We start from the raw sequence: 22,066 nt of genomic DNA, 5'->3' as shown, positions 1-22,066 counted from the left end.
CGCAGCCACGACCACCGGCGGAACCGAAGCCACAACCACCGCCGGGACCGCAGGGGCAGCCGGAGCCGAACGGACCGCCGGAGACCCGGGGAAGGTGACCATCGTGGGCGCCGGACCCGGCGCCGCCGATCTGCTCACCTTCCGCGCCGCCCGCGCCATCGCCGAGGCCGACATCGTGGTGTGGGCGGCCAGCCTGGTGCGCGAGGAGGTCCTCGAACACGCCCGCGAGGACGCGGAGGTCCTGGACTCGGCCTCGATGTCCCTGGAGGACGTGATCGCCGTCTACGGGCGCGCGGCCCGCGAGGGACTCAAGGTGGCGCGCGTCCACTCCGGCGATCCGGCTCTGTGGGGCGGCACCCAGGAGCAGGTGGACCGCTGCGCGGAGCTGGGCGTCGAGGTGGAGATCGTCCCCGGAGTGTCGTCGTTCTCGGCGGTGGCGGCCATCGCGGGGCGGGAGCTGACGATCCCGGAGGTCGCCCAGTCGGTGATCCTCACCCGGCTCGGCGGCGGCAAGACGCCGATGCCGCCGGGCGAGGAGGTGCGGGAGTTCGCCCGGCACGGCACGACCATGGCGGTCTTCCTGTCGGCGGCGCGCTCCGGGCAGCTGGCGGTGGAGCTGCTGGAGGGCGGTTATCCGACCGACACCCCGGTGGTGATCGCCCACCAGGCGACCTGGCCGGAGGAGCTGGTGCTGCGCTGCACGGTGGGGACCCTGGAGGAGACCGTCAAGGAGCACCGGCTGTGGAAGCACACCCTGTTCCTCGTCGGCCCGGCGCTGTCCGCCTCCGGCACCCGCTCGCACCTGTACCACCCCGGGCACTTCCACGGGCACCGCCGTGCGCGGCCGGAGGCCCGCCGGGCGCTGCGCGCGGCCCGGGAGAGCCGGGAGGCCCAGGGTGGCCGGGAGGTTCGCGGACAGGCCGGTGAGCAGGACGCCGGGCCGGCCGGCCGGGAGGCGGCGGGCCGTGTCTGAGGAACCGGAGCACGGGCCCGCCCCGGGACCGAAGCTGCGGGAGCCGGACCTGCCGCGCACCGCCAAGCAGCGGCCGAAGGCACTGCGCACCGGCTGGACGACCGGCACCTGCGCCTCGGCGGCGGCCCGCGCCGCCGCGCTGCACCTGGTCACGGGCGAGCCCCAGCCGTGGGTGGAGGTCGCGCTGCCCTCGGGGCGGCGGGTGACCTTCGCCGTGGAGCGCTCGGCCGAGCTGCGGCCGGGCCGCACCGAGGCGGTGGTGGTCAAGGACGCGGGCGACGACCCGGACGTCACCCACGGTTCGCATCTGACCGCCACGGTGAGCTGGCGCGGCGAGCCGGGCATCGAGCTGCACGGCGGCGTCGGCGTCGGCGTCGTCACCCGGCCGGGGCTCGGCCTGGAGGTGGGCGGCCCGGCGATCAACCCGGTGCCCCGCGTCATGATCAGCCAGGCGGTGGGCGAGGTCGTCGACACCTCGGAGCGCGGCGTGGACGTCACCATCAGCGTGCCCGACGGGGAGAAGCGCGCCCGCAGGACCACCAACGCCCGGCTCGGCATCCTCGGCGGCATCTCCATCCTGGGGACGACCGGGATCGTCCGGCCGTTCTCGACGGCCTCGTGGCGGGCGAGCGTGGAGCAGGCCGTGTCGGTGGCCGCCGCGCAGGGCGTCCCGGCCGTGGTGCTGTGCACCGGCGGGCGCACCGAGAAGGGCGCCATGGAACTGCTGCCCGATCTGCCCCCGGTGGCCTTCATCGAGGTCGGCGACTTCACGGGCGCCGCGCTGCGGCGGGCGGTGGAGCACGGTGTGGGCCGGGTGGTGTTCGTCGGCATGGTGGGGAAGCTGACCAAGCTGGCCTCCGGGGTGCTGATGACGCACTACACGCGGTCGAAGGTGGACACGTCCGTCCTGGCCGACATCACCCGCGCGGTGGGCGGCGCGGAAGCGTCGGCGGCCGAGGTCGCGGCGGCGAACACCGCCCGCCACGCGTACGAGCTGTGGGACGCGGCGGGGCTGCTGCAGTCGGCCGCGCCTGAGTTGTGCCGCCGGGTGGTGGAGGTACTGGAGCGCTTCACCGACCACCGGATCACCGCGGAGGCGGCCATGGTGGACTTCACCGGCCGCACGGTGGTCGCCCTGTGCTCCGACGACGGGGGGCTGCTGCCGTGATCACGGTCGTGGGCACGGGCACGGGCACGGGCACGGGGGCGGAGGCCGGGGCCTTCGGGGCCGGCCCGCCGTCCTGGCGGGGAGTCCGCCTGGCCGTGGGAGCGCGCCGCCATCTGGAGGCGGCCGGCCCTCCCCCCGGGGTACGGCGCGTGGTCCTGGGGCCGCTCGCCCCCGCGCTGGACGCCGTCGAACGCCATCTGTCCGAGGACGGCGGGCCGGTGGTGGTGCTCGCCTCCGGCGATCCGGGGTTCTTCGGGATCGTCCGCTCGCTGGCCGAACGCTTCGGCGCGCACGCCCTGGACGTACGGCCCACCGCGCCGTCCGTCGCGGTGGCCTTCGCCCGCGCCGGACTGCCGTGGGACGACGCCGCCGTGGTCAGCGCGCACGGACGCGACCCGCGCACCGCCGTCAACGTCTGCCGCGCACACCCCAAGACCGCCGTGCTCACCGGCCCCGGCGCGGGACCCGCCGAGCTGGGCGCCGCCCTGGCCGCCACCGGGCTGCCGCGCACGCTGGTGGTGGCGAGCGCGCTGGGCACGGCGGGTGAGCGCGTCGAGCGCCTCTCCCCCGCCGAGGCCGCCACCCGCACCTGGCCCGGCGAGGTCAGCGTGGTGCTGTGCCTGGACACCTCCCGCGCTCTGGCCCCCGCGCCCCTGGCGCTCGCCGGGCCGCGGCGCCCGCCCGCCGGCTGGGCGCTGCCGGAGGACGCCTTCGCACACCGCGACTCGATGATCACCAAGTACGAGGTGCGGGCCCTGGCGCTGGCCCGGCTCGGGCCGCGCCCGGGCGACCTGGTCTGGGACGTCGGGGCGGGCTCAGGCTCCGTCGCCGTGGAGTGCGCCCGCCTGGGCGCGGCGGCCGTCGCCGTGGAGCGCACCGCAGACGGCGCCGAACGCTGCCGCGCCAACGCCGCGGCCCACGGTGTGGACCTCCAGACCGTGCACGGCACGGCCCCCGGCGTCCTCGCCGAACTGCCCGAGCCCGACGCCGTGTTCGTCGGCGGCGGGGGGCGGGAGCTGGAGGCGATCGTGGCCGCCTGCGCGCTCCGCGCCCGCCGTACGGTCGTCGTCACGCTCGCCGCGCTGGACCGCGTACCGGCGGTGCGGGCCGCGCTCGGCGCCGCCGGTCTGGCCGCCGACGGCGTGCTGCTGCAGTCCTCCCGGCTGGCTCCCCTGCCCGGCGATGTGGTGCGGCTCGCCGCCGGCAATCCCGTCTTCGTCCTGTGGGGCACCCGCCCCGGCACCGAAGGAGCATCCTCGTGAACGCCCCGAACGCCCCGAACGCCCCGGCCGGTCTGATCGGCCTCGTCTCCGCCACCGCCGCGGGGCGGCGCGCCCGCGACCGCCTGGCGGCCGCCTGGCCGGGGGCCGTCCGCGTCTACGGCACCGGCGGCGAAGGCGGCGCCGACGGCGCCGGCACCGTCCGCGAGGCCGTCACCCGCGCCTTCGCCGAGTGCGACCGCCTCGTCTGCTTCCTCGCCACCGGCGCGACCGTACGCCTGATCGCCCCGCTGCTGGCGGACAAGGCGGACGACCCGGGCGTGGTGTGCGTGGACGAGGCGCAGCAGTACGCCGTGGCACTGCTGGGCGGCCACGCGGGCGGCGCGAACGACCTGGCGCACGCGGTGGCCGAGGTCCTGCCCGGCTGCCGTCCCGTCGTCACCACCGCCACCGACGCCACGGGCGTCCCCGGTCTGGACACCCTCGGTCTGCCCGTCGAGGGCTCCGTCGCGGCGGTGTCGCGGGCGGTCCTCGACGGCGAGCCCGTCCGTCTGGTGCGTCATCACGTCCTCCCCCTCCCCGCACTGCCACCCAACGTAACCGAGACCACCGACAACGACACGGAGAGCGACGGAAGGGACGGCGGGAACAGCGGGGAAGGCGCGGACGGCGGGTACACCCTGCTGGTCACCGACCGGGCCGTGGCGCCCGGCGACCGCACGGCCGTCCTGCGCCCGCCGACCCTCGCCGTCGGCGTCGGCGCCAGCCGGGGAGCACCCGCCGAGGAGGTCGCCGCCCTGGTCGGGCAGGCCCTCGCCGACGCCGGCCTGTCGCCGCTGTCCGTCACCGAGCTGGCCACCGTCGAGGCCAAGGCCGGTGAGGAGGGCATCGTGGAGACGGCCCGGCGTCTGGGCGTACCGCTGCGGACGTACCCCGCCGGCGAGCTGGCCGCCGTGCCCGTGCCCCACCCCTCCGACGCGCCGCTGACCGCCGTGGGCACCCCGAGCGTGGCGGAGGCCGCCGCGCTGCTCGCCTGCGGCGAGGACGCCGAACTGGTCGTGCCCAAGCGGAAGTCCGCCCCCGAGGGGCGCGCGGCGATGGCGACCTGCGCCGTGGCGCGGCGGCGCCCCCGCGGGCGACTGGCCGTCGTCGGGCTCGGGCCCGGCGCCCGCGACCTGCTCACCCCGCGCGCCCGCGACGAGCTGCGCCGCGCCTCGGTGGTCGTCGGCCTCGACCAGTACGTGGACCAGATCCGCGACCTGCTGCGCCCGGGCACCCGTGTGCTGGAGTCCGGTCTCGGCGCGGAGGAGGAGCGGGCCCGCACCGCCGTGGCCGAGGCCCGCGCGGGCCGCGCGGTGGCACTGATCGGCAGCGGCGACGCGGGGGTGTACGCGATGGCCTCGCCCGCCCTGGCCGAGGCGTCCGCCGACATCGACGTGGTCGGCGTCCCCGGCGTCACCGCGGCGCTCGCCGCCGCCGCGCTGCTGGGCGCGCCGCTGGGCCACGACCACGTCTCGATCAGCCTGTCGGACCTGCACACGCCCTGGGAGGTGATCGAGCGCCGGGTCCGGGCGGCGGCCGAGTCCGATCTGGTGGTGACGTTCTACAACCCCCGCAGCCGGGGCCGCGACTGGCAGCTTCCCAAGGCGCTCGCCCTGCTGGCCGGGCACCGCGCCCCGCACACCCCGGCCGGGGTCGTGCGCAACGCCTCGCGCCCCGGCGAGCGCACCACCGTGACCACCCTCGGCGAACTCGATCCGGCCTCGGTCGACATGATGACGGTGGTGACCGTCGGCAACACCGCCACCCGCACCGTGGCCGGCCGTATGGTCACCCCGCGCGGCTACCGCTGGCAGGAGTCCCGGTGACCGCGCCCGCGACCCCGGTCCCGCCCGCGGCCGCGACCGCCCCCGTCTCCGTCACCTCCCGCTGCGCGGGCTGCGGCGCCTGCCTGCTGACCTGCCCCGTCCACGCGATACGTCCGCTGGGCGGCAGGCTGCTGGTGCGGGCCGAGCTGTGCACCGGCTGCCTTGAGTGCGTCGAGGTGTGCCCGGTCGACGCCGTCGAGGAGACCCCCGTACGCGACCCCCAGGAGCCGTCGTGACGCCTTCCACGCCCCGCACCGTCCACCCCATCGAGGAGGAGTCGTACCGCATCCTGCGCTCGCGGCTGGACACCTCCCACCTCCCGCCGCTGACCCGGGCCGTGGTGGAACGGGTGATCCACTCCAGTGCCGACCCGGCGTACGCCGGGGACCTGGTCACCGACGAGAGCGCGCTGCGCGCCGCCCACACCGCGCTGCACGCCGGTGCGCCGGTCGTGGCGGACGTCGAGATGGTCGCCGCCGGGATCACCCGCCGCGAGACGGTGTGCCGGCTCGCCGACGCCCGCGCGACGGGCGGCCTGACCCGCTCCGCGCACGCTGTGCGGCTGGCCTACGAGCAGGTGGGGGCGGGCGCGGTGTGGGTGGTCGGCTGTGCGCCCACCGCCCTGTTCGAACTGCTCGCCCTGGACGCGGACCCGGCCCTGGTCATCGGCCTGCCCGTCGGCTTCGTCGGCGCGGCCGAGAGCAAGGCGGCGCTGCGCGCCAGCGGCCTGCCGGCCGTCAGCAACGTCTCGGAGAAGGGCGGCAGCGCGGTGGCCGCGGCCGCCCTCAACGCCCTTCTGTACACCCCGGCCGGCGCCGCACAGCACGCCGGCGCCGCCGACCCCCGTACCGCCCCCGCCACATCCAAGGAGAAGACCCAGTGACCAGCCCGCCCGCCCTGCTCCTCGTCGGCCACGGCACCCGTGACGACGCCGGCGCCGAGGCGTTCCGCTCCTTCGTGCGCGACCTCGGCGAGCGGCGGCCCGGCCTCCCCGTCGCGGGAGGCTTCATCGAACTGTCCCCGCCGCCGCTCGCCGAAGCCGTCGCCGGGCTGGCCGGGGAGGGCGTGCGGAGATTCGCCGCCGTCCCGCTGATGCTGGTGTCGGCCGGGCACGCCAAGGGCGACATCCCGGCCGCCCTGGCCCGCGAGGAGCAGCGCCACCCGGGCACCACCTACGCCTACGGCCGCCCCCTCGGCCCCCACCCGGCGCTGCTGAACGTGCTGGAGCGCCGGGTGGACGAGGCGCTGCGCGGGGCGCGCGAGGGGGCCGCCCCGAACAGCCGCGCCGACCGCGCCGACCGCGCCGGCACCACGGTGCTGCTGGTGGGCCGCGGTTCCACCGACCCGGACGCCAACGCCGAGGTGCACAAGGCGGCCCGGCTGCTGTGGGAGGGGCGCGGCTACGCGGGCGTGGAGACGGCGTTCGTCTCGCTGGCCGCCCCCGACGTCCCCGCCGGCCTGGACCGCTGCCGGATGCTGGGCGCCCGCCGGATCGTGGTGCTGCCGTACTTCCTGTTCACCGGCATCCTGCCGGACCGGGTGCGGGAGCAGACGGAGGGCTGGGCCGCGGCGCATCCGGAGACCGAGGTGCTCTCGGCCGATGTCATCGGCCCCACCGACGAGTTGGCGGAGCTGGTCTGGGAGCGCTACACGGAGGCCGTTCAGGGCGATCTGCGGATGAACTGCGACTCGTGCGTCTACCGCGTCGCGCTGCCCGGCTTCGAGGAGAAGGTGGGCATGCCCCAGCGGCCCCACCACCACCCGGACGACGACGGACACGGCCACGGGCACGGCCACCACCATCACCACAATGGTGGCCATGCACACGCCCACTGAACCCCTGGATCCCCTCCGGGCCCCGCAGGCCGCGCACGACCTGCGCCACCACGGCGACGCGGAGGTGCGCGGCGCCGGTGCGGATCTGGTGGATCTCGCGGTCAACGTCCGCGCCGGCACACCCCCCGCATGGCTGAGGGAGCGGGTGGCCGCCTCGCTCGGCACGCTGGCCGCCTACCCCGACGGGCGGGCGGCCCGGCGGGCGGTGGCGGCCCGGCACGGGCTGCCACCGGAGTGTGTGCTGCTGACGGCGGGCGCGGCGGAGGCGTTCGTCCTGCTCGCCCGGTTCCTGCCCCCGCCCGGCTCGGACGCCTGGCGCGGGGGCGGCCCGGTCGTGGTGCATCCGCAGTTCACCGAGCCGGAGGCCGCCCTGCTGGACGCGGGCCACCGGGTGGAACGCGTCGTCCTGGGCGAAGGGGACGGCTTCCGCCTCGATCCCGCCCGCGTTCCGGCCTCGGCCGCCACGGTGGTCGTCGGCAACCCCACCAATCCCACCTCCGTGCTGCATCCGGCCTCCGCCCTGGCGGCGCTGGCGCGGCCGCGCCGGACCCTGGTGGTGGACGAGGCGTTCATCGACGCGGTGCCGGGTGAACGCGAGTCCCTGGCCGGGCTGGTGACCGAGCTCCCCGGCCGCACCGTGGTGCTGCGCAGCCTCACCAAGACCTGGGGGCTGGCGGGGCTGCGCATCGGCTATGTGCTCTCCGACCCGGAGACCGTCGCCGCACTGGCGCGGCACCAGCCGCTGTGGCCGGTCTCCTCCCCCGCGCTCGCCGCGGCCGAGGCGTGCTGCGAGCCCGCGGCCCTGGCCGAGGCGGAGCGGGCGGCCCGGCGGACCGCCGCCGACCGGGCCCATCTGCTCGGCAGGCTGGCGGAGTTCGGCGAGCTGGCACAGGCGACGGCGGACCCGCGGGCGCCCTTCGTCCTGGTGCGGCACGCGGATGCGGCCGGGCTGCGGGAGCGGCTGCGCGCGGAGAGCATCGCGGTACGCCGCGGGGATACCTTCCCCGGCCTGGACGCCCGGTGGCTGCGGCTGGCCGTACGCGACCGGGCGACGACCGACCGCCTGGTGCGGACGCTGGCCGCCCTCGGGGTGCGCTGACACGCGAAACGGCGGCGAGCCCCCACTCGGGGTCCCACCGCCGCTCACCGCCGCCGGTCCGGCCCCGGGGCCGGACCGGCGGCGTTCGGGTCAGGCGTCGGCCGCGCCGGAGGCACGGCGGCGGCGCAGCATCAGCAGCCCGCCGCCCGCGGCCACGAGCGCCAGGGCTCCGCCAGCCACGTACGGCGTGGCCGAACTGCTGCCGGTCTCGGCGAGGTTGCCGGTGGGCTTCTCGCCGGACGACTCCGAACCGGTCTGCGGCTGCGGGTCGTTCCCCTTGCCGTCGGTGGAACCGTCGGAACCGGCCGAGCCGGCCGAGCCGGCCGAGCCGCTGTCACCACCGGTGGAGCCCTCGGTCGAGCCCCCGGTGGAACCACCGCTGCCGCCGGTGCCGCCGGTGGAGCCCCCGTCGGCGGAACCGCCACCGGTGGAGCCCCCCTCGGTGGAACCGGTGGACCCTCCCTCGGTGGAACCGCCGTTTCCGCCGGTGGAGCCGCCGTTGTCGCCGCCCCCGCCGCCGGGCGTCTCGCAGGACGCCTCCACCAGGGTCACCCGGCCCTTGACCTCGGCCACGCCCAGGTTCGCCGGGTTCACCGCGACGTCCAGCCTCAGTGCGGTGGCGGCGGCCGTACGGGCGGTGGTCACGGTCTCGGCCAGCTTCAGCTCGACCGTGCCCACGCCGTCCACCCGGACCGAGGTGGTGCCGCCGGCCTTCACCGCGACCTTCTCGCCGAGCACCTCGACCCTGCCGACGAACAGGGACCGCGCGGTCGGCTCGGCACCGGCCTCGCACACGGCCTCGGAGGTGACCTTCTCGACGTAGACGAGCGGCTTCGTACCAGGGATCCTCTTCGCCATCCCGGGCAGGTACACCTTGGCCTCGGCCAGGTTGGAGTACCCCTCGGCCCTCTCCTCCCCCACTGTCGCCCTCGAGGTGGCGGCCTTCGCGTCCAGCATGGTGAACGGCTTGCCGCCGTGCACGCCGTCCACGCGGGCCTCCAGCAGGGTCTCCTCGGCGCTCCGGGGCGCCCGGACCGCGTTGAGCTCGGTCTTCAGCGGTACGGCGGCGCCTCCCTTGAGCAGAGAGAGCTCCAGGCTCGCCCGGAGTACGGCCGCGCTCGCCGAGCCCTCGTCGCCGGCGGCGTTCGCGGGCGCGGCGGTGACCCCCACCAGAGCGGCGGCGGCGAGCAGGCCGTAGACAGACTTGTTCACAGGTGAAACCCCCACGGATTGCATGACGTCACCGGCGGCCAATGGGGGACATCGCTCACACCGGTGACTGAGACCACGCCATTGTTGACCCACGTAGTGCGAAAGAGCGAACACACAGCGTTAGTTCACTCGAAAGAGTCACATCGGTCGCAGTTTTCGATTAGCGCATCATGGGTATCGCACCGCGCCTCCATGAGGCGGTCACACAGTCCCTTCCAGCCCTCCCGCCGCAGCCCCCGGCTCGCCTCACCGCACCCGGCGCCCCCTGAGCAGCACCGCCCGCGGCGCGGCCAGCACCCGTACGTCGGCCCGCGGGTCCGCCTCGTACACCACCAGATCGGCCTCGGCGCCCTCCTCCAGCCCCGGGCGCCCCAGCCAGGCGCGGGCCGCCCAGGTGGTCGCCGACAGGGCCTCCACCGGCGGGATGCCGGCCGCCACCAGCTCCGCGACCTCGTCGGCGACCAGCCCGTGGGGCAGCGAGCCGCCCGCGTCCGTGCCGACGAAGACCGGGATGCCCGCGTCGTACGCCGAGCGCACGGTGTCGTAGCGGCGCTCGTGGAGCCGCCGCATGTGGTCGGCCCAGCGCGGGAACCTCTTCTCGCCGCCCTCGGCGAGCCGGGGGAAGGTGGCGATGTTGACCAGGGTGGGGACGATGGCGACGCCCCGCTCGGCGAAGAGCGGGATGGTCTCCTCCGTCAGCCCGGTGGCGTGCTCGACGCAGTCGATCCCGGCCTCCACCAGATCGCGAAGCGACTCCTCGGCGAAGCAGTGGGCGGTGACCCGCGCGCCCTCCTCGTGGGCGGCGGCGATGGCGGCCTCCACCGCGCCGCGCGGCCAGCAGGCGGCCAGATCGCCCCGCTCCCGGTCTATCCAGTCGCCGACGAGCTTGACCCAGCCGTCGCCGCGCCGCGCCTCGCGCCGCACATAGGCCGCCAGGTCCCCGGGCTCGATCTCGTGGGCGTAGTTGCGGATGTAGCGGCGGGTGCGGGCGATGTGGCGGCCGGCCCGGATGATGCGCGGCAGGTCCTCGCGGTCGTCGATCCACCGGGTGTCGGCCGCCGAGCCCGCGTCCCGGATGAGCAGCGTCCCGGCGTCGCGGTCGGTGAGCGCCTGCTTCTCGCTGGTGGCGTCGTCGACGGCGCCGTGGGCGTCGAGTCCGACGTGGCAGTGCGCGTCCACCAGCCCGGGCAGCACCCAGCCCTCGACCGTGGCCGTCTCCAGGGGCCCGGTGGGCCGCTCGTAGGTGATCCGGCCGTCCACGACCCACATCTCGTCCCGGATGTCCTCGGGGCCGGGCCCGGTCAGGACCCGTCCCCGGATGTGGAAATTCCCGCGCTCGCTCATATGCCGCACTGTACGAGTCCCCTGTTACGCTCACGCAGCCGCAGGGGGTCGTGGCACACCACTTCACAGGATCCGTCGAGCCCTGAGGAGGCCGCGTGGACGCCCCCACCGAAGACTTCCAAGCCTTCTTCGACCGGCACTACGCCGACCTGTCCCGCTTCGCCTATCTGCTGCTGGGAGGCTCCGAGGGAGCCGACGACCTCGCCGCCGACGCACTCGTCGCGGTGTGGCGCCGATGGGACAGCGTGCGCGCCGGCGGGCATCCGCTGGCGTACGCGCGCAGCGTGGTCGCCGGCATGGCGCGTACCCGGCAGCGCAGCCTGCTGCGCGAGCGCCGCCGGATCGCCCTGTTCTGGTCGCACCGGCCCGACCGCATCGACGATCCGGACGTGCCGGCGGTGCTGGACGTGCGCGACGCGCTCGCCCGGCTGCCGCTGCGCAAGCGGGCGTGCGTGGTGCTGCGGCACGCCTTCGACCTGTCGGAGAAGGAGACCGCCCGCACACTGGGCATCTCGGTCGGCACCGTCAAGAGCCAGACCTCGCGTGCCATCGCCGAGCTGGAGCGGATGCTGGCGCCGGCCCGGACGGGTCCCGTCCGGGCGCACGGGACCGTACGAGCGCTGCGCGCCGGACCGGTGCCGGCGGAGGGAGGACTTCCGCCGAGTTCCCCGAAGAACCTCACGATCCGGTTTCACTGAGGTATCTTCCATGAATCAAAGATGAATTTACGGGCATCTCATCAGAATAGAATCCCGGACTTCTTATGCCCGCTCGCGCGAGGCTTAAACGCTAAGATTTGATATCGGCGAACCTCGTATTTCGGACACGTTCCGTGCTCGTTATGGATCTGTGACGGACTCAACACCGCTTCCCCTTTGCCCGGAAAATACGGGTCATACCAGGCATAACGCACCGCCCTTCGTGCGCGTGCGCACCCACGCGCGATAACACAGAACACGCACCTGCGTAACCCCTTACCTCGATGTGATTTGAGTTCGCTCTGGGTAAATTGGATTTGCATGACCGCCGCACAAGCAGACCATGCAGGTGCCCACAGAAAGACCGTCGAAATGCCGGAGGGACTGAAGCTCGACGCGCCCCGTGTGGAGGACGGCGCAGCGATCTGGCGGATCGCGCGCGACTCCCGGGTCCTCGACCTCAACTCCTCCTACAGCTACCTGCTGTGGTGCCGCGACTTCGCCGCCACCTCGGTGGTGGCGCGCGACGGCGCCGGTGAGCCGGTCGGTTTCATAACCGGCTACGTCCGGCCGCAGCACCCGCGGACCCTGGTCGTCTGGCAGGTCGCCGTCGACCACGGGCAGCGCGGACGCGGCCTCGCCGCGGCGATGCTCGACGGGCTGACCACCCGTGCCGCCGAGGAGCTGGGCATCGACGGGATCGAGACGACGATCACCCCTGACAACACCGCCTCCAACCGACTGTTCACCTCCTACGCCGAGCGCCACGGCGCGCCGGTGCGGCGCGAGGTCCTCTTCGAGGGCGCGCTGTTCCCGGAGGAGGGGCACGAGCCCGAGGTGCTGTACCGGATCGGGCCCGTCCCCACCCTGGCCTCCGCCGCACCTCCACCGGCCGCCGCCGGCGGCTGACCGCCGGGCGGCGCGCCGCACCGCGCCCCGGCACCCGGAAGACCTCTCACTCTCCTCCCGCAATCCATCTCCCAGGAGATCGCTGTGACCATGACCCAGCCCGACCTGAGCATCTTCCAGACCCTCGAATCGGAGGTGCGTAGCTACTGCCGCGGCTGGCCCACCGTCTTCGACCGGGCGCGTGGCAGCTACATGTACGACGAGGACGGCCACGCGTTCCTCGACTTCTTCGCCGGCGCCGGATCACTGAACTACGGCCACAACAACCCGGTGCTCAAACGCGCTCTGCTGGACTACCTGGAGCGCGACGGCGTCACCCACGGCCTGGACATGTCCACCACGGCCAAGCGCGCCTTCCTGGAGACCTTCCAGGAGGTGGTCCTGCGGCCGCGCGGCCTGGACCACAAGGTGATGTTCCCCGGCCCGACCGGCACCAACGCCGTCGAGGCGGCCCTGAAACTGGCCCGCAAGGTCAAGGGCCGGGAGTCGATCGTCTCCTTCACCAACGCCTTCCACGGCATGTCGCTGGGCTCCCTGGCCGTGACCGGCAACGCCTTCAAGCGCGCCGGCGCCGGCGTCCCCCTGGTCCACGGCACCCCGATGCCCTTCGACCGCTACCTCGACGGCAAGGTCGAGGACTTCCTGTGGTTCGAGCGACTGCTGGAGGACTCCGGCTCCGGCCTGAACCGCCCGGCCGCCGTGATCGTCGAGACGGTCCAGGGCGAGGGCGGCATCAACGTCGCCCGGGCCGAGTGGCTGCGCGCCCTGGCCGACCTGTGCAAGCGGCAGGACATGCTGCTGATCGTCGACGACATCCAGATGGGCTGCGGCCGCACCGGCGCCTTCTTCTCCTTCGAGGAGGCCGGCATCACCCCCGACATCATCACCGTCTCCAAGTCCATCAGCGGCTACGGGATGCCGATGGCGCTGACCCTGTTCCGGCCCGAGCTGGACGTGTGGGAGCCCGGCGAGCACAACGGCACCTTCCGCGGCAACAACCCCGCCTTCGTCACCGCCGCCGCCACCCTGAATACCTACTGGGCGGACGGGCAGATGGAGAAGCAGACGCTCGCCCGCGGCGAGCAGGTCGAAGCGGCCCTGCGCGCCATCGCCGCCGAGCACCCCGAGGAGGTGGCCGACGTCCGAGGCCGCGGCCTGGTGTGGGGCATGGAGTTCCACGACAAGGCCCGTGCCGGCTCCGTGGCCTCCCGCGCCTTCGAGCTCGGACTGCTCATCGAGACCTCCGGCCCCGAGAGCGAGGTCGTCAAGCTGCTTCCCGCGCTGACGATCTCCACCGAGGAGCTGGACGAGGGCCTGCGCATCCTGGCCCGCGCGGTCCGCGAGACCGCCTGACACCCGCGGCACCGCCCGTCCCCGGCGCCCGTCCGGCGCCGGGGGCGTCCGGTCGCCGCACGCACCACCCGAATGGCCCATCCCGCGGGTTTTCCCGCGGATGGGCCTCTGACCGGAAAGGCACCACTTCACCGTGATCGTCCGATCGCTACAGGAAATCGAGGACACCGACCGCCACGTCAGGTCCGCCTCCGGCACCTGGGAGAGCAAGAGGATCGTGCTCGCGAAGGAGCGTGTGGGCTTCTCGCTGCACGAGACCGTGCTCTATGCGGGCACGGAGACCTCGATGTGGTACGCCAACCACGTGGAGGCCGTCCTCTGCGTCGAGGGCGAGGCCGAGCTCACCAACGACGAGACCGGCGAGAAGCACTGGATCACCCCCGGCACCATGTACTTGCTGGACGGGCACGAGAAGCACACACTTCGTCCCAAGACGGATTTCCGTTGCGTCTGCGTCTTCAACCCGCCGGTCACCGGCCGTGAGGACCACGACGAGAACGGCGTCTACCCCCTGCTCACCGAACCGGACGAGAGCTGACGTACCGCACCGGCCGAGCCAGACCGGCCGGTGCGGACGGCAGCCGGGACCACACGGGAGGCCCTGGCGAGAGAACCCGCAGCGAAGCGGCCACACGCGGGTACAGGGCCGCACGATGAGGAGAGGAAGGCAGAACCATGACCACCGCACCCGAACGCACCGCAGACCTCTACCCGACCCGGGGCGCCTCCGAGGTGATCACCCCGCGGCAGGACCCCACGGTGTGGTCCGCCCCCGGCACCCCGGGGCCGATCGAGACCGCGGACCTGGAGTCCTACGACCGGGACGGCTTCCTGGCGATCGACCAGCTCATCACCCCCGATGAGGTGGAGATCTACAACCGGGAGCTGAACCGGCTGGTCTCGGACCCGCTGATCCGCGCGGACGAGCGTTCGATCGTGGAGCCGAAGTCCCAGGAGATCCGCTCCGTCTTCGAGGTTCACAAGATCAGCGAGGTCTTCGCCGGCCTGGTGAGGGACCCGCGGGTGGTGGGCCGCGCCCGTCAGATCCTGGGCTCGGACGTGTACGTCCACCAGAGCCGGATCAACGTCAAGCCGGGCTTCGGGGCCTCGGGGTTCTACTGGCACTCCGACTTCGAGACCTGGCACGCCGAGGACGGTCTGCCGAACATGCGGACGGTCTCCGTCTCGATCGCCCTGACCGAGAACTACGAGACCAACGGCGCTCTGATGATCATGCCCGGTTCGCACCGGACGTTCCTCGGCTGCGCGGGTGCCACGCCGAAGGACAACTACAAGAAGTCCCTGCAGATGCAGGACGCGGGCACGCCGTCCGACGAGGCGCTGACCCGGCTCGCCGGTGACCACGGCATCCGCCTGTTCACGGGCAAGCCCGGTTCGGCGACCTGGTTCGACTGCAACTGCATGCACGGTTCCGGGGACAACATCACCCCGTACCCGCGCAGCAACGTCTTCATCGTCTTCAACAGCGTGGAGAACACCGCGGTGGAGCCGTTCGCGGCGCCCATCCCGCGCCCGGAGTTCCTCGGCGCGCGGGACTTCACCCCCGTGCGGTGACCGCTCACGCGGGGTAGCCGCTCCGTGAGGTGAGGAGCGCACGGCGCACCGCCTCCCCGCCGGGCCGTTCCGCACGGCCCGGCGGGAACGGTACGCGCGCGGAGGGGGCGGGACCGTGCGGTCCCGCCCCCTCCGCGCGGTCGCCGGGGATCAGCCCCGGCCCAGGACCTCCAGCGCCGGGAGGGCACGCTCGCCGTAGCCGAAGAGCGCCTGGTTCTCCCAGCCGTTGCCGGAGGCAGGGTCGGCCGGATCCCAGCCGTTGCCGGGCACGGCGGTCCAGGTCGGCTCCCACCAGAACAGCCCCAGGCCCCGCCCGCCCGGTACGGCGGCCACGACCGCCGTGATGTCGCGCAGCCAGGCGGCCTGCCCCTCAGGTGTCGCCGGATAGCCGGGGACCAGCTCCGAGGGCCGGTCGATGATGTTCTCCAGGAAGTCCTGGCTGTCCAGCCGGAAGGGATAGGCGGTCTCCGCGACGAAGACGCCCTTGCGGTAGCGGGCCGAGACGTCGTTCAGGTTGGCCCGGAGATCGGCGAACGTGCCGTGCCAGTACCCGTAGAAGGACAGGCCGACGGCGTCGAAGGGCACACCGTGCGCCACCGCGTTGTCGAACCACCACCGGGTGTCGGCGCCCCGGCCGCCCTCGGCGAGGTGGAGGGCGACCCGGACGCCGGGTGAGGCGGCGCGGGCGGCCTCGGCCCCGGCGGTGAGCAGGCCCGCCAGGCGGGGCCAGTCCTCGGCCGAGCCATCGGGCCACAGCATGCCGCCGTTGATCTCGTTGCCGATCTGGACCATGGCCGCCGGTGTGCCCTGTGCCCGCAGCGCGCCCAGTATGTCGGCGGTGTGGGCGCGCACCGCCTGCTCCAGCGCGGCCCCGTGGAGGTCCTCCCAGGCGGCGGGCTTGAACTGCTTGCCGGGGTCGGCCCAGGTGTCGGAGTAGTGGAAGTCGACCAGGAGCCTCATGCCCGCCGCGTGCAGACGCCGGGCCGTCCGCAGGATGTGGGGCCCGGTGTGGTAGCCGTCGGCCGGATCCACCCAGACCTTCAGGCGGCCCCAGTTGACCCCGGCTCCCGCCAGGATCCGTACCGCGTCGTCCCTCCGGCCGTCGGCGTGGCGGTAGACGCCGCCGAGGTCCTCGCTCTTGGCGAGGGAGGAGATGTCGGCGCCGCGGATGCGCAGCCTCGGCGCGGCCGCGGCCGTACCGGGGACGGCGCCGGCCAGGGCGGGGGCGGCGAGAGCGGCTGTTCCCAGCCGCAAGGCGGTGCGTCTGCGCATGGCTGTGCCCTTTCTTCCGGTGTTCTGACGGGACCCGGCAGGCTCTGGCCGGGCTCTGACGTGCTTCTCTCGCGGGGTTGCGGGGGGCTCGCGCTGTCCCCGCACCGCTGCCCGGCCCGCCCTGGGGGGCCGGCCGTGCGAGGCGCCCGGGGTTCAGCCGTCGAGGCGGACCACGCGGACCCCGCCCGCGGGGACCTCGAGTCGGCCGGCCACGCGGGTGCCGCCGAGCAGTTCGGTGCCGGACGTCTCCAGCGGCACCTTGGCGTCGGCGCCGGTGTGGTTGAGGACGAAGAGGTAGGTGCCCGACTCCCCGGATCGGCGCACCACCTCCACGTCGTGGGGGATCCCGTCGCGCGGGGCGACGCCCGCGTCCGCGCAGGCGGCGGCCAGCACGGCGTCGAGCCCGCCCGGGCCCAGCCGCGTCGAGACGTACCAGGCGGTGCCCTCGCCCAGCCTGTTGCGGGTGACGGCGGGGCCGCCCCCGGCCGGGCCGTCCGCGTAGGACCACACCGTCTCGGCGCCCCGCGCCACGACGGTCTCGGCCCACACGTCGGCCTCCAGCGGGGGGACCTCGGGTCCGAGGACGGTCACCGTCTGGCCCGCCCGCAGCGGCTGGAACTCCTCGACCGTCAGCCCCAGCACCTCCCGCAGCGCGCCCGGGTGGGGGCCGGGGTGGACGGCGTCGTGCTCGTCGACGATGCCGGAGAAGTAGGACACCACCAGGGTGCCGCCGCCGGCCACGTAGGCGCGCAGGTTCTCCCCGGTCCGTGCCGTGGCCAGGTAGAGGGCGGGGACCACCACCAGCGGGTACGCGGCCAGCTTCGCCGGATCGGTCCGAGGGGGGACGAAGTCGGCCGTCAGACGGCGGTCGAAGACAGCCGCGTACCAGGCCTCGGCGCGCTCGCGTGCGTCGAGGTCCTGGCTGGGGCGCCACTCCAGCTTCTGCGCCCACCACGACTGCCAGTCCCACATCATCGCCACGTCCGCGACGGTGCGGGTGCCGCGGATCTCCTCCAGCGCCGCGACGTCCGCGCCGAGCGAGACCACCTCGCGCCAGATCCGGCTGTCGGTGCCGGCGTGCGGGACCATCGCCGAGTGGAACTTCTCCGCGCCGGAGCGGGAGGCCCGCCACTGGAAGAACATCGCCCCCTCCGAGCCTCGGGCGATGTGGGCCAGGGAGTTGCGGGCCATCTCGCCGGGGCGCTTGGCGATGCCGCGCGGCTGCCAGTTGACGCCGCTGGTGGAGTGCTCCAGCAGCAGCCACGGCTCGCCGCCGGCGACCGAGCGGGTCAGGTCGGCGGCCATCGACAGGTTGACGTGGTTGCGCTCGTCCTCGGCCACCAGGTAGTGGTCGTTGGTGACGATGTCGACCTCGCGGCCCCAGGCCCAGTAGTCGATGGTGTCGCACTGGGTGGGCGAGACCATGAAGTTGGTGGTGACGGGGACGCCCGGGGACAGCTCGTGCAGCAGGTCGCGCTCGCGGCGGAAGTTGGCCAGGGCGCTGTCGCTCGCGAAGCGGGCGTAGTCAAGGCGCTGGGCGGGGTTGCAGACGGTGGGGGTGGCCCGGGGCGGGGCGATCTCCTCCCAGTCGCCGTAGGTCTGCCCCCAGAAGGCGGTCCCCCAGGCGGCGTTGAGCTCCTCCAGGGTGGTGTAGCGCTCCCGCAGCCAGGTGCGGAAGGCCGCGGCGGAGGTCTCGCAGTAGCACTCCAGGACGGGTACGCCGTACTCGTTGTGGACGTGCCACATCACGATCGCGGGATGCCGTCCGTAGCGCTCGCCCAGCGCGCGGGCGACCCGGGCGGATGCCTCCTGGTAGGCCGGCGAGTTGTGGCAGATCGCGCCGCGTGAGCCGAACTCCCAGCGCACGCCCTCCCGGCTGACGGGCAGCGCCTCGGGGTGGGCCCGGTAGAACCAGGCGGGCGGCACCACGGTGGGGGTGGCCAGGTCGACGCCGATACCGGCCTCGTGCAGCAGATCGACGATCCGGTCGAGCCGGCCGAAGTCGAAGACGCCCTCGGCCGGTTCGATCATCGCCCAGGAGAAGATCCCGACGCTGACCGTGGTCACACCGGCCTCACGCATGAGCGCGACGTCCTCGTGCCAGACCTCCTCGGGCCACTGCTCGGGGTTGTAGTCGCCGCCGTAGGCGAGGCGCACCATGCGACCTCCTGGGTCGAAGCTCCGGCCCGAGTGGGCTGGAGTGAGACAGAACTGGGAACGTTCACAGCCATTTATCGACTGCATCACCTAGAAAACATCAAGCTCCGAACCATTGACAAGAGTCAGTTCGCTTTCTCTACTGTGCACGTTCACAGTGCCTTGTCAGGGAGGAAACATGAACCACCGCACCGTCGCGGCGTGCACCGCGGCCGTTGTTGCGGCAGCCGCCCTCACCGGCTGCGGCTCATCGGACGGCGACTCCGCCGCCTCCGGCCCGGCGGAACTGACCTACTGGGCCTGGGCGCCCGGCATGGACAAGGTCGTCGCCCTGTGGAACGAGGAGAACCCGGACGTCAAGGTCACCGTCAAGAAGCAGGCCGGCGGGGACGACCTGGTGACCAAGACCCTCACCGCGGCCAAGGCGGGCGAGGCCCCCGATCTGGTGCAGGCCGAGTACCAGGCGCTGCCCACTCTGGTCGGCAACGACGTGCTGGCCGACATATCGGGCGAGGTGGCCGGTGCGGAGGAGGAGTTCGCCCCCGGGCTGTGGCAGCAGGTCACCCTGGGCGGCGACGCGGTCTACGCCCTCCCGCAGGACTCGGGGCCGATGATGTTCCACTACCGCCACGACCTGTTCGAGGAGTACGGGCTGACGGTGCCCACCACCTGGGAGGAGTTCGCCGACACCGCCCGCGCGCTCAAGCGGAAGGCTCCGGACAAGGACCTCACCACCTTCTCCAGCAACGACGCCGGCCTCTTCGCCGGCCTCGCGCAGCAGGCCGGCGCGCGCTGGTGGACCACCGAGGGCCAGAAGTGGAAGGTCGCGATCGACGACGAGGCCACCCGGAAGGTCGCCGAATTCTGGGGCTCCCTGGTCGAGGAGGGCGCGATCGACAACCAGCCGATGTACACCCCCGCCTGGAACAAGGCCCTCAACACCGGCAAGCAGATCGCCTGGGTCAGCGCCGTGTGGGCCCCCGGCACCCTCACCACCGCCGCCCCCGACACCAAGGGCAAGTGGGCGATGGCGCCGCTGCCCCAGTGGGAGAAGGGAGCGAACACCACCGGCAGCTGGGGAGGTTCCACCACCGCGGTCACGAACGACTCCGAGCACAAGGAGGCCGCCGCGCGGTTCGCCACCTGGCTGAACACCGACCCCGAGGCGCTGAACGCCCTGGTGCGGGAGAGCGGCGTCTACCCGGCCGCCAAGGCGGCCCAGAGCGGCGGGGCGCTCACCCAGGCTCCGGACTTCTTCCCCAACCAGCCCGACTTCTACGAGCAGGCCGCGAAGATCGCCCAGGGCACCGCCCCCGCGGCCTGGGGCCCGAACGTCAACGTCGCCTACAGCACCTTCAAGGACGCCTTCAGCGAGGCCGCCAAGAACCGGTCCGGTTTCGACGCGGCGCTGCGGACCATGCACGAGGCCACCGTGACGGACCTGAAGAAGCAGGGCTTCGGAGTCGCCGAGTGACACCGGCGACCACGGCGAAGCGCCCGGCGCCGGCCCGCCGCGGCGCGCGGGCCGGCGGCACGCGGCGGGCGCCGTACCTCTTCCTGCTGCCCGCCACCGCCCTGTTCCTGCTGTTCTTCGCACTCCCCGTCGGCTACGCCCTCCATCTGAGCCTGCGCCGGGTCGAGGTCGAAGGACTCGGCCTGGGCGCGGGGGCACGCCAGGAGGTGTGGGCCGGCCTGTCCAACTACACCGACTCCCTCACCGACCCCGAACTGGCCGCCGGCGCGCTGCGGGTGCTGGGCTACGGCCTGATCGTCGTGCCCGTCATGCTCGGACTCGCCCTGGTCTTCGCCCTGATGCTGGACGCCGACCGGGTCCGGGGCCGCTCCTTCACCCGGCTGGCGATCTTCCTGCCGTACGCCGTCCCCGGGGTGATCGCGGCGCTGCTGTGGGGCTTCCTCTACCTGCCCGACGTCAGCCCGTTCCACTTCGTGCTCGGCGAACTCGGCCTGCCCGCGCCCGATCTGCTCGACGGCGGGGCGCTCTACGCCGCGCTGGCCAACATCGCGGTGTGGGGCGGCACCGGCTTCAACATGATCGTCGTCTACACGGCGCTGCGCGCGATCCCCGCCGAGGTCTACGAGGCCGCCCGGCTCGACGGCTGCTCGCAGCTGCAGATCGCGCTGCGGATCAAGGTCCCGATGGTGGCTCCGTCGCTGGTGCTGACCTTCTTCTTCTCCGTGATCGCCACGCTCCAGGTGTTCAGCGAGCCCACCACGCTCAAACCGCTGACCAACTCCGTACCCACCACCTGGAGTCCGCTGATGAAGGTCTACGAGGACGCCTTCGTCCGCGGCGACATCCACTCGGCCGCCGCCACCGCGGTGGTCGTCGCCGCGGTGACGCTCGTGCTCTCCTTCGGCTTCCTCAGGATCGCGAACTCCCGCACCCGCCGAGGGGACTCCCGATGACCGCCGCGTCCACCGCTCCCACCGCCGCCCCCGCGGCCACGCCCGCCTCCGCACCGGCTCCCGCGCCCCCGCGCGCGCCGCGCCGCACCGCGCTGCTGCCCACCGCCGCACTGCTGCTGGGCGCGCTCTACTGCCTGCTGCCGGTCGCCTGGGTGGTGGTCGCCTCGACCAAGTCCGGACGGGAGCTGTTCTCCACCTTCACCTTCCTGCCCGGCACCGGCTTCGCAAAGAACCTGGCGGACCTGACGGCCTACCGCGACGGCGTCTACTGGCAGTGGATGGCCAACTCCGCGCTCTACGCCGGACTCGGGGCCCTGCTGTCCACCGCGGTGTCGGCGCTGGCCGGCTACGCCCTGGCCGTCCACCGCTTCCGCGGCCGGGAGGCCGTCTTCAACGTGCTGCTCACCGGGGTGCTGATGCCCCCGGTCATCCTGGCCGTGCCGCAGTACCTGCTGCTGGCCGAGGTGAATCTGACCGACACCCACCTGTCGGTGCTGCTGCCGTCGATCCTCTCTCCCTACGGCGTCTACCTGGCCCGGATCTACGCGTCCGCCGCCGTGCCGGCGGACGTGGTGGAGGCGGGACGGATGGACGGCTCCGGCGAGTGGCGGATCTTCCGCTCCCTGGCACTGCCGATGATGCTGCCGGGCCTGGTGACGGTCTTCCTCTTCCAGTTCGTGGCGATCTGGAACAACTTCCTGCTGCCGTACATCATGCTCGGTGACGACGAGAAGTTCCCCGTCACGCTCGGGCTGTTCACCCTGCTCCAGCAGGGGTCCGCCACCCCGGCCCTGTACACCCTGGTCATCGCCGGTGCCCTGCTGGCCGTCCTGCCGCTGATCGCCCTGTTCCTGGTGGTCCAGCGGTTCTGGAGCCTGGACCTGCTGTCCGGGGCGGTGAAGTCGTGAAGGCCGGCCGGTGCGCGGGGATCACCGACAATTGCACGTGAGACGGG

The 22,066-nt window shown here is 73.5% G+C and carries 19 protein-coding genes and 1 pseudogene; 16 read left to right on the top strand and 4 right to left on the bottom strand.

Going from position 1 to position 22,066, the window contains the following annotated elements; genetic code table 11:
- Positions 1–94 precede the first annotated feature (94 nt).
- Genes cobM through cobC form a run of 8 tightly spaced genes read left to right on the top strand, consistent with a single transcriptional unit; the run spans position 95 to position 8,164 of the window.
- Positions 95–973 (top strand): precorrin-4 C(11)-methyltransferase, encoded by an 879-nt coding sequence (gene cobM / locus ACW69E_RS07445; RefSeq protein WP_457497378.1) that lies wholly within the window; start codon positions 95–97, stop codon positions 971–973.
- On the top strand, positions 966–2,141 hold the full coding sequence (locus ACW69E_RS07440) for a cobalt-precorrin-5B (C(1))-methyltransferase (RefSeq protein ID WP_457497377.1): 1,176 nt from the start codon (positions 966–968) through the stop codon (positions 2,139–2,141). Before cobM ends, ACW69E_RS07440 begins: the two co-directional genes overlap by 8 nt.
- Entirely contained in the window at positions 2,138–3,403 is a 1,266-nt protein-coding gene (gene cbiE / locus ACW69E_RS07435; protein ID WP_457497376.1) for a precorrin-6y C5,15-methyltransferase (decarboxylating) subunit CbiE, read from the top strand. The genes ACW69E_RS07440 and cbiE overlap by 4 nt, the downstream gene beginning before the upstream one ends.
- A gap of 32 nt (positions 3,404–3,435) precedes the next feature.
- Entirely contained in the window at positions 3,436–5,229 is a 1,794-nt protein-coding gene (gene cobJ / locus ACW69E_RS07430; protein WP_457497432.1) for a precorrin-3B C(17)-methyltransferase, read from the top strand.
- Positions 5,226–5,465: a DUF362 domain-containing protein gene (locus ACW69E_RS07425; RefSeq protein WP_457497375.1), complete on the top strand. Its 240-nt coding sequence runs from the start codon at positions 5,226–5,228 to the stop codon at positions 5,463–5,465. The genes cobJ and ACW69E_RS07425 overlap by 4 nt, the downstream gene beginning before the upstream one ends.
- Entirely contained in the window at positions 5,462–6,112 is a 651-nt protein-coding gene (locus ACW69E_RS07420; RefSeq protein ID WP_457497374.1) for a precorrin-8X methylmutase, read from the top strand. The genes ACW69E_RS07425 and ACW69E_RS07420 overlap by 4 nt, the downstream gene beginning before the upstream one ends.
- Positions 6,109–7,065, top strand: coding sequence for a sirohydrochlorin chelatase (locus tag ACW69E_RS07415; protein ID WP_457497373.1), 957 nt, complete (start codon positions 6,109–6,111; stop codon positions 7,063–7,065). Before ACW69E_RS07420 ends, ACW69E_RS07415 begins: the two co-directional genes overlap by 4 nt.
- On the top strand, positions 7,049–8,164 hold the full coding sequence (gene cobC, locus ACW69E_RS07410) for an Rv2231c family pyridoxal phosphate-dependent protein CobC (protein WP_457497372.1): 1,116 nt from the start codon (positions 7,049–7,051) through the stop codon (positions 8,162–8,164). Before ACW69E_RS07415 ends, cobC begins: the two co-directional genes overlap by 17 nt.
- Before the next feature lie 90 nt (positions 8,165–8,254).
- On the opposite strand, the gene ACW69E_RS07405 is transcribed toward cobC, so the two are convergent.
- Both ACW69E_RS07405 and ACW69E_RS07400 read right to left on the bottom strand, forming a co-directional pair.
- Positions 8,255–9,376: an SCO1860 family LAETG-anchored protein gene (locus ACW69E_RS07405; RefSeq protein WP_457497371.1), complete on the bottom strand. Its 1,122-nt coding sequence runs from the start codon at positions 9,374–9,376 to the stop codon at positions 8,255–8,257.
- 246 nt (positions 9,377–9,622) lie between these two features.
- Positions 9,623–10,720, bottom strand: a complete 1,098-nt coding sequence (locus ACW69E_RS07400; protein ID WP_457497370.1) for an amidohydrolase family protein — start codon at positions 10,718–10,720, stop codon at positions 9,623–9,625.
- A 95-nt stretch (positions 10,721–10,815) separates the two neighbouring features.
- Here ACW69E_RS07400 and ACW69E_RS07395 point away from each other — a divergent pair, with 95 nt between their 5' ends.
- The 5 genes from ACW69E_RS07395 (at position 10,816) to thpD (ending at position 15,255) form a co-directional block, all read left to right on the top strand.
- On the top strand, positions 10,816–11,418 hold the full coding sequence (locus tag ACW69E_RS07395; protein WP_457497369.1) for a SigE family RNA polymerase sigma factor: 603 nt from the start codon (positions 10,816–10,818) through the stop codon (positions 11,416–11,418).
- 372 nt (positions 11,419–11,790) lie between these two features.
- On the top strand, positions 11,791–12,327 hold the full coding sequence (gene ectA, locus ACW69E_RS07390; RefSeq protein WP_206346562.1) for a diaminobutyrate acetyltransferase: 537 nt from the start codon (positions 11,791–11,793) through the stop codon (positions 12,325–12,327).
- Positions 12,328–12,411: 84 nt separating this feature from the next.
- The gene (gene ectB, locus ACW69E_RS07385) at positions 12,412–13,680 is read left to right on the top strand and encodes a diaminobutyrate--2-oxoglutarate transaminase (protein WP_457497368.1); all 1,269 of its coding nucleotides are present in this window, start codon (positions 12,412–12,414) and stop codon (positions 13,678–13,680) included.
- A 133-nt stretch (positions 13,681–13,813) separates the two neighbouring features.
- Entirely contained in the window at positions 13,814–14,218 is a 405-nt protein-coding gene (locus tag ACW69E_RS07380; RefSeq protein WP_093655460.1) for an ectoine synthase, read from the top strand.
- Between the two features lie 137 nt (positions 14,219–14,355).
- Complete coding sequence (gene thpD / locus ACW69E_RS07375; RefSeq protein ID WP_237877844.1) at positions 14,356–15,255, top strand: ectoine hydroxylase; 900 nt, start codon at positions 14,356–14,358, stop codon at positions 15,253–15,255.
- 150 nt (positions 15,256–15,405) lie between these two features.
- Here the strand turns inward: thpD and ACW69E_RS07370 are convergent.
- Positions 15,406–16,431: pseudogene (locus ACW69E_RS07370) on the bottom strand (glycoside hydrolase family 53 protein); the annotation flags it as partial.
- Positions 16,432–16,680: 249 nt separating this feature from the next.
- The gene (locus tag ACW69E_RS07365) at positions 16,681–18,687 is read right to left on the bottom strand and encodes a beta-galactosidase (RefSeq protein WP_457497367.1); all 2,007 of its coding nucleotides are present in this window, start codon (positions 18,685–18,687) and stop codon (positions 16,681–16,683) included.
- Between the two features lie 175 nt (positions 18,688–18,862).
- Here ACW69E_RS07365 and ACW69E_RS07360 point away from each other — a divergent pair, with 175 nt between their 5' ends.
- Genes ACW69E_RS07360 through ACW69E_RS07350 form a run of 3 tightly spaced genes read left to right on the top strand, consistent with a single transcriptional unit; the run spans position 18,863 to position 22,019 of the window.
- Entirely contained in the window at positions 18,863–20,158 is a 1,296-nt protein-coding gene (locus tag ACW69E_RS07360; RefSeq protein WP_457497366.1) for an ABC transporter substrate-binding protein, read from the top strand.
- Positions 20,155–21,111, top strand: coding sequence for a carbohydrate ABC transporter permease (locus tag ACW69E_RS07355; protein WP_457497365.1), 957 nt, complete (start codon positions 20,155–20,157; stop codon positions 21,109–21,111). Before ACW69E_RS07360 ends, ACW69E_RS07355 begins: the two co-directional genes overlap by 4 nt.
- Positions 21,108–22,019: a carbohydrate ABC transporter permease gene (locus ACW69E_RS07350; RefSeq protein WP_457497364.1), complete on the top strand. Its 912-nt coding sequence runs from the start codon at positions 21,108–21,110 to the stop codon at positions 22,017–22,019. Before ACW69E_RS07355 ends, ACW69E_RS07350 begins: the two co-directional genes overlap by 4 nt.
- Positions 22,020–22,066: the final 47 nt, after the last annotated feature.

It is taken from the genome of Streptomyces sp. SS8, assembly GCF_054072955.1.
The sequence above is the reverse complement of the archived record's forward strand: the minus strand, read 5'-3'. Positions and strand labels throughout refer to the sequence as shown.